This is a genomic window from Autumnicola edwardsiae (assembly GCF_031846505.1).
Lineage (GTDB): Bacteria > Bacteroidota > Bacteroidia > Flavobacteriales > Flavobacteriaceae > Autumnicola > Autumnicola edwardsiae.
The window spans coordinates 1-8,025 of the sequence record NZ_JAVRHP010000118.1 but is presented as its reverse complement, the minus strand read 5'-3'; the positions used below and the strand labels follow the sequence as shown (position 1 = coordinate 8,025).

8 protein-coding genes are annotated in these 8,025 nt (G+C 38.2%); 7 read left to right on the top strand and 1 reads right to left on the bottom strand.

Translation table 11 applies throughout. The features are described from left to right. The coding region (locus tag RM529_RS15140) for a threonine aldolase family protein (protein ID WP_311485592.1) at positions 1-969 on the bottom strand (969 nt) is incomplete at its 3' end. A 252-nt stretch (positions 970-1,221) separates the two neighbouring features. Between RM529_RS15140 and RM529_RS15135 the strand changes: the two genes are divergently transcribed. The 7 genes from RM529_RS15135 to RM529_RS15105 all read left to right on the top strand — a co-directional run. Continuing rightward, positions 1,222-2,688 carry a circularly permuted type 2 ATP-grasp protein gene (locus RM529_RS15135; protein ID WP_311485591.1) on the top strand — a complete coding sequence of 489 codons (1,467 nt, stop codon included), beginning with the start codon at positions 1,222-1,224 and terminating at the stop codon, positions 2,686-2,688. A 9-nt stretch (positions 2,689-2,697) separates the two neighbouring features. Beyond that, on the top strand, positions 2,698-3,645 hold the full coding sequence (locus tag RM529_RS15130) for an alpha-E domain-containing protein (RefSeq protein ID WP_311485590.1): 948 nt from the start codon (positions 2,698-2,700) through the stop codon (positions 3,643-3,645). A 43-nt stretch (positions 3,646-3,688) separates the two neighbouring features. Continuing rightward, positions 3,689-4,552 carry a transglutaminase-like domain-containing protein gene (locus tag RM529_RS15125; RefSeq protein ID WP_311485589.1) on the top strand — a complete coding sequence of 288 codons (864 nt, stop codon included), beginning with the start codon at positions 3,689-3,691 and terminating at the stop codon, positions 4,550-4,552. A gap of 65 nt (positions 4,553-4,617) precedes the next feature. Continuing rightward, positions 4,618-5,715, top strand: coding sequence for a peptide chain release factor 2 (gene prfB, locus RM529_RS15120; protein ID WP_311485588.1), 1,098 nt, complete (start codon positions 4,618-4,620; stop codon positions 5,713-5,715). A 70-nt stretch (positions 5,716-5,785) separates the two neighbouring features. Further along, positions 5,786-6,127: an arsenate reductase (glutaredoxin) gene (gene arsC, locus RM529_RS15115; protein ID WP_311485587.1), complete on the top strand. Its 342-nt coding sequence runs from the start codon at positions 5,786-5,788 to the stop codon at positions 6,125-6,127. 32 nt (positions 6,128-6,159) lie between these two features. After that, positions 6,160-6,528: a hypothetical protein gene (locus RM529_RS15110; RefSeq protein ID WP_311485586.1), complete on the top strand. Its 369-nt coding sequence runs from the start codon at positions 6,160-6,162 to the stop codon at positions 6,526-6,528. Positions 6,529-6,645: 117 nt separating this feature from the next. After that, positions 6,646-8,025 (top strand): TonB-dependent receptor (locus RM529_RS15105; protein WP_311485585.1); only part of this gene is annotated, 1,380 nt, incomplete at its 3' end.

Here is an 8,025-nt window from a genome sequence, read left to right as displayed (position 1 = left end):
TGTCACAATCCTGAGCTTACCCTGTCCCATATTACTAATCCTTATGTTTTCTTTCTGAAGATTTTCCATAAATTTCGCTTCATCTGAAGGGTTTTTAAGGTAAAAAATCACAATATTGGTCTCTACCGGTTCTACTTCGCCAATATAACCCTCATTTTTCAGTACTTCTCCAATTTCCGAAGCTCTGTTATGGTCTTCTGCCAGGCGCTCTACATGATTGTCCAATGCATAGATGCCTGCTGCCGCCATAAATCCAATTTGCCGCATGCCGCCACCAAGAACTTTGCGCACTCTAATGGCATTTTTCATAATATCATGGTTGCCAATCAAAACCGTGCCCACCGGTGTTCCCAGGCCTTTGGAAAGACAAACCGAAATAGTATCGAAAATTTTTCCGTAGTCTTTAGAATCTTCATTTTTGGCAACCAGGGCATTAAAAAGTCGCGCCCCATCCAAATGAAGCCCAAGATCGTGATCGTCACAGACTTTCCTGATCTTTTTAAATTCTTCAAAATCATAACAGGCTCCCCCGCCCTTATTCGTGGTATTTTCCAGGCACACAAGCGTAGTAAGCGGGCTATGATAAAAGTCCGGCGGATTGATATTTTCTTTAACCTGTGCTGCCGTGATCATTCCGCGGTGACCATCTACAAGTTTACAGGAAACACCACTATTAAAAGAAGCACCTCCACCTTCATAATTAAAAACATGCGCCCATTTATCGCAGATTAATTGATCTGCAGGTTGGGTATGCAATTTTATAGCTGCCTGGTTGGCCATACTCCCGGTTGGAAAAAATAAAGCTTCGTCCTTCCCAAACATTTCTGCCAATTTTTGCTCCAGTTTGTTCACTGTAGGATCCTCTTTATACACGTCATCACCAACTTCTGCAGCCATTATTGCCTGTAACATTTCCGCTGTTGGACGGGTAACGGTATCACTTCTTAGGTCTATTTCTTGCTCTTTCATTTGTAATTTTTTCTTTTTCCGTAGAAATATTTAATGCTGAATTTTTAAAAAATTATTCTCTTACTCCAAAAATGTTACGTCAAAGTTAGAGAAAAATGTTTTCCCGCAGAGGTTCCTATTCTATAATACAGATTATAAAAATTGTAATAAAGCCGCGTCTACATTGAAGTATTACTTGTAATTACTGCAAATATTATCACAATAGCAGCTACTAAAAGGCTGAAATTTTGTAAATTATGGAAAAGAAAAAATATGAAAGCAGAGCATAAAGAACCCACCTTCTCCTCTTATAAGAATGATCCAAAATTTTATGATGAAATTTTTGATGAGGACAACAAAGTAAAGGATGTTTACAAAACGCTATTAAATCTCTACAGCGAACATTCCCCACAGGATTTTGCACTGTTAAACAATAAAGCAAAAGCTTCTTTTTTTAACCAGGGAATAACATTTCAGGTCTATGGCGAACATGAGACCAAAGAGAAAATTTTTCCTTTTGACCTATTTCCCAGGATTATAGATTCTCAGGAATGGGAACATATAGAAAAAGGTGTTCTTCAGCGGAGTAAAGCTCTGAATGAATTTCTTTGGGACATTTACCACGATAAGAAGATAATAAAAGACGGGATTGTTCCTCTTGACCTTATAAACTCTTCAGAAAATTTTCTGGATCAGATGATTGATTTGGACCCACCCGGTGGAATTTACAATCATATTTCAGGAACAGACCTTATAAAGCATTCCGACGGAGAATATTACGTACTGGAGGATAATATTCGCTGTCCATCGGGCGTGAGTTATGTAATATGTAACCGTACTGCACTAAAACGTGCGCTTTTTGGGGTTTTTAACCATTATCAGACGCATACCGTCACCAATTACGCCGAAAACCTGCTGGAAATAATGGAAACCGTTAAACCACAAGGTGTAGATAGCCCAAATTGTGTGGTTATAACTCCCGGGGTTTACAATTCGGCATATTACGAACATTCCTATCTCGCCAAGGCCATGGGCGTAGAATTGGTAGAAGGCCGGGACCTTTTTGTGGAAAATGATTTTGTGTATATGAAAACAATTAACGGACCTCAAAAAGTGGTCGTTATATATAGGAGAATTGATGACCAGTTTATAGATCCTCTGGAATTTAAACCTGATTCTGCTCTTGGTGTACCCGGCCTACTTGCTGCTTACCGCAGGGGAAATGTGACCCTGGTTAACGCACCCGGCACAGGAGTTGCTGACGATAAAGCTGTTTATACTTATATGCCGCAAATCATTAAATACTACCTGGATGAAGAGCCCATCTTGAAAAATGTGCACACTTATCATTGCAGCCGGCCAGATGAGTTAAAATATGTGCTGGAGAATATTGATAAACTGGTTGTAAAACCTGTAGATGAGTCCGGTGGTTATGGAATTGCTATCGGAAACAAACTTACCAAAGAAGAAATTGAAGAAGTAAAGAAAACCATTCAGGCAAATCCGCGTAAATATATAGCACAACCCATTATGTCTTTGTCTACCCATGCCACATACATAGAAGATGAGGAATCTTTTGAGCCCCGGCATGTGGATCTCAGAACCTTTACACTCCTGGGTCAGGATAAGTCTTTTGTGCTTAAAGGCGGACTTACACGTGTAGCGCTTCAAAAAGGAAATTTAGTAGTTAATTCTTCTCAGGGAGGCGGATCAAAAGACACCTGGGTTCTAAAAAAATAAAAAAAATATATGTTAGCAAGAGTAGCCAATAACCTGTTTTGGATGGGACGTTATATAGAGCGAACCGAACACATAGCAAGATATTTAAATGTAAATTATTTTTCTTCACTGGATGCACCCAATGAACTTTCACAATCCCGGCAATTTGTCTTAAAGTCCATGTTATTTATGGCTGATGACGAAGTAGCTGACCCGGAAAAAACTTTAAATGAAAAGGATGTTCTTTACAATATCGGATTAAATCCTGACAAGAATTATTCCATTATAAATTATGTGCAGTACGCACGTGAAAATGCGAATAGTGCCCGTGATCTTATTTCGACAGAACTTTACGAAGCACTCAACAGGTTCTATCACTACGTTTTAAATTATCCGCGGGAGAAATTTACCCAAAGTGGCTTGTATGATTTTACCATCAGCGTATCAGAATCTACTTCTGTTTTACGCGGAAAAATAAGGGGAACCATTTTACATGATGAAGTTTATGCCATTATTATGTTAGGGATTAACATCGAAAGAGCCACTCAGGTTACCAGGATTATAAATGCAAAATATCATGATGCGGTATTAGCAAAAGGAAATTATGGTGACGATATTAAAAATAGTTATGAATGGACAACGCTTTTAAAATGTATCGAATCTTATGATATGAACAGGCGCTTCTATAGAAAAACACCAACCAGCTTTACTACCTTAGAATTTCTTATTCTAAATCCCGATTGTCCCCGTTCAATCATGAACAGTCTTAATGAATTGAGCCGGCATATCCTGGTCCTTACGCAGGAGAAAAACCCTTCCAAAGATTCTGTTGCTTTTCTTGTGGGGAAAGTGAAAGCAGAATATGAGTATAAAATAATAGAAGAAATTGAGGAAGATTTTCAAACTTTTATAGAGAAAATATTAAACTACCTCGTGCTTATAGGTCAAAAAATGGAAAAGGAATATTTTAACTATTAATTCTACAGAAGATGGCTAAATTTGCAGACCTTAATATTACACCTTGGAATACACTATAAAATACAAAGCGCAAAACACCTACGAAGCCTCTGCTAATGGCGCTTTGTGGCAGTTTCTTATTACTCCCGAAGACAATGATAATCAAACGTTGGAATATGCGGATTTTAAAAATTCCCTGCAGGTGATTGTCGAAAATTCTATTAATGCTTTTGGTTTCAAAACATATAGGATACAGCCAAAACAGAGATTTCAAGAAATACAATTTGAGGCAGAATTTAAACTTTCTAAGGAAGTCGTAAATCCTTTTGAAACTATTCCTTCTACAGATAATGATGAAGCATACCAGCTTTTGGATCATCTTGAATTTAAAGTAGAACACGAACAGTTTTTAAGAAAAACTCCTCTTACTTCCATTCCTACAGAACTTAAAAATAATTTTAGTTTCGATTTGTCCCTTAGCATATTTGAAAACCTCCAGAAGTTGAATGCCTGGATATACGAGAACTTTAAATTTAAGGCAGACGTTACAGATGTAAATTCAGATCTTACTGCGGTACTCCAGAACAGGAAAGGAGTATGCCAGGATTTTACCCATCTTTTTTGTGCCCTGGCAAGAGAAAATAAAATTCCCACGCGCTATGTTTCCGGATATCTGCACCAGGGCTATGGGTACCAGGGGGATTCCCAAATGCATGCGTGGGCAGAAAGCTTTATTCCCGGCACCGGCTGGGTGGGGTTTGATCCAACCAACAACCTCATAGCGGTAGAAAATCATATAAAAGTTGCCCATGGTAAGGATTATTCAGACTGTCCTCCTATTAAAGGTATTATATATACTACCGGAGCCAATGAAACCACTTATACTGTAGAAGTATCTTCACAACAGCAGCAACAACAACAACAATAATTTTTCTGATTCGGCTATAATTTTAATAAAAAAGAGTTATACTTTCGGGTAATAAATTTGGATTTATGGTTACTACCGATCAGGTAAAGAATATTAAAGAACGACTGTCTGCTTTACATACCCATTTGGATATTGAGCAGAAACAAATCGAAATTCAGAACGAAGAAGAAAAAACCTTTGATCCTGATTTCTGGAATGATCCCAAAGAAGCAGAAACTTTTATGCGCACTTTACGGGGGAAGAAAAAGTGGGTCGAAGATTATTCTTTAGCAAAAAACTGGCTGGAAGAATTACAGGTCTTGCTCGAATTTCATGAAGAAGGTGAAGCCTCAGATGACGATGTACAGAAACAATATGACAAAATCCTGCACCTTATTGAAGGGGTGGAATTTAGAAATATGCTTTCTGAAGAAGGAGATGATCTAAGTGCTGTACTGCAAATAACTGCCGGTGCTGGTGGTACAGAAAGTTGCGACTGGGCTCAAATGCTTATGCGAATGTACATGATGTGGGCAGAAAAGCAAGGCTATAAGATTAAAGAACTCAATTACCAGGAAGGAGACGTCGCCGGGATCAAAACTGTTACGTTAGAAATTGAAGGAGAATATGCCTTTGGATGGCTAAAAGGAGAAAACGGCGTCCACAGGTTGGTGAGAATTTCCCCATTTGACAGTAATGCGAAACGTCACACTTCCTTCGCTTCAGTATATGTTTATCCGTTGGCCGATGAAAGTATAGAAATTGAAATAAACCCTTCGGAAATTTCATGGGAAACCATGAGATCCTCTGGCGCAGGCGGGCAGAACGTAAACAAAGTGGAAACAGCAGTACGCCTTAGGCACGCACCCACAGGAATTGTGGTGGAAAACTCAGAAACACGATCCCAGCTAGAAAATAAGAACAAGGCCATGCAGCTGTTAAAGAGTCAGTTATACGAAATTGAACTTCAAAAACAGCAGGCCCAGCGAAGAGAGATTGAAGATTCTAAAATGAAGATCGAATGGGGTTCGCAAATAAGGAATTATGTTATGCATCCTTACAAACTGGTTAAAGACGTAAGGACTGCAGAAGAAACAGGCAATGTAGACGATGTGATGGACGGCGGAATTGATAATTTCTTAAAGGCGTTTTTAATGATGACCGGACAAAGGAATGATCATTGATATTAACTTAAAAGCTCTTTTGATATTAAATTTAATTGTTTATTTTAAACAGTGAAAATTAAGAATTAGAATGATTACGATTTACCACAATACAAGATGTAAAAAATCCAGGGAGGGTTTAGAAATTGTAAAAGAATCTGGTAAAGATTATAGAGTTAGAGAATATCTTAAGGTACCATTGACAGAAGAGGAACTTTCAGCACTTATTGACAAGATGAATATATCACCTATCCAGCTTGTGAGAAAGAACGAAAAAGTATGGAAGGACAGCTATAAAGAAAAAGACCTTAGTGACAGAGAGCTTATTTCTGTAATGGTAAAAAATCCCCGACTTATTGAGCGTCCAATTGTGGAAAATGACCGAAAAGCTGTTATTGGACGACCAGCATCTGATATTGATGAGGTGTTGTAAAATGCAGCCGGAATAAATAAAAAAAACAAACTATGAAATTGCAGCAAAAAATAGGACTTATAAGTTTGGCAGGTCTACTTGTGGCAGGCTACGCCTATTCCAAAATACACATTCAAAAGCAACGGCGCCAGGAAATAAAAGACGTTGCAGAAGAACTGGCTTATGCCTGGAGACCCAAGCTTAACCTAACATTAGATCAGGTCCACGGGTTTGAAAATCTTATTATAGAATATACTATCAAGAAGAATGAAGTTCTCAATTCGTCGCTTAACCACGACAAGCAAATACGAAAACTGAAGTCCATACAAAGAGAGGAACATTTAAAACTGCAAAAACTGTTAACCGAAGAGCAATTCGGGAACTATTTAACAGTAAGCAGGAAATTAGCCCAAAAATCTTAATTGCTTATTATCTTAAACAGAGGCTTTTAACATATCATTTCGCTGCTTTAACGGAATCTTAACCCTTGTAGATTAAACCATTTTAAACCTGAGTGGTCAAAGGATAAAATTTATCTAATGACCACCAAAATTTTATCTCCATTCAGCATACTGCTGATCTTTCTTTTTACAATACATTTACAGGTTTATTCCCAGGAAGAAGAATACACCATCTCGGGTAAAGTTATCGATGATGAGCTGGAGGTTCCTCTGGAGTATGCCACAATTTCTGTTATTAATGCCAACGATCCACAAGATCTTACGGGAGGTATTACAGATTTGGAAGGTAATTTCTCTATAGATGTTCCTGCCGGCACATACAATGTACTTGTTGAATTTATTTCTTACGAGTCCAAAAGATTCAATAACCGCACTGTAAATTCAGACTTAGATCTGGGAACTATTCCATTGGGCGTAAGTTCTGCCAGTTTAGATGAAGTTGTGGTAAGGGCAGAAACCACGCAGGTTGATGTAAGGCTAGACAAAAAAATCTATAATATTGGTAAGGACCTTACTACAGTCGGAGGAACAGTAAGTGATGCACTTAATAATGTCCCCTCTATTTCTGTGGATATAGAAGGAGGCATCAGTCTTAGAGGTAATGAAAACGTAAGGATTTTAATAAACGGAAAACCTTCTGCTATGGCAGGATTTGGAGGAACCGACGTTCTTGGGCAATTACCTGCCGAAGCTATTGAGCGTGTGGAAGTGATCACTTCTCCCTCTGCCCGCTATGATGCCGAAGGAACGGCAGGAATTATTAATATTATTCTTCGGAAAAAAGAAACCCTGGGTTTTAATGGTTCCCTTACCCTTAATACCGGGTATCCTGAAAATGCGGGAGTTTCTGCAAACCTAAATTACAGAACAGATAATTATAACTTATTTACTACCACCGGTTACCGGTACTCAGAATCACCGGGGACTGCATTTTTTGACACACGATATTTTGAAAATCAGCAGGACGCATTTTTGGACAGCATTCCGTACAACAGAAACATCGAAGATCGTGATATGGACAGGATTAATCGCGGTTTTAACACTAACTTCGGAATGGAATACTATATCAATGATATGTCTTCCATAACGGGTGCTATCTTCTACAGGAATGGAAATGATGATGATCTTACCACCAATTTAAGCGACTATTACATCAATAATGAACCGCAGATTGGTACAAAGAGATATGAACGAGAGGCTGAAGACGATGAAAGTTACCAGTTTTCTTTAAATTACATTAATAAATTCGATAACGAAGGTCACGAACTTACTGCAGATCTTCAATATGAAAATGATAAAGAAACCGAGGCTTCCTTTATTCGCGAACCGGTAGTTTATAATAATACCGATTTTGGTAACATTTTTATTCCACGCGAGCAAACAAACACCACAGAGAAACAGAATGAATATTTGATCCAGGCAGATTATGTAAGGCCAATAGGTGAAGACTCACAATTT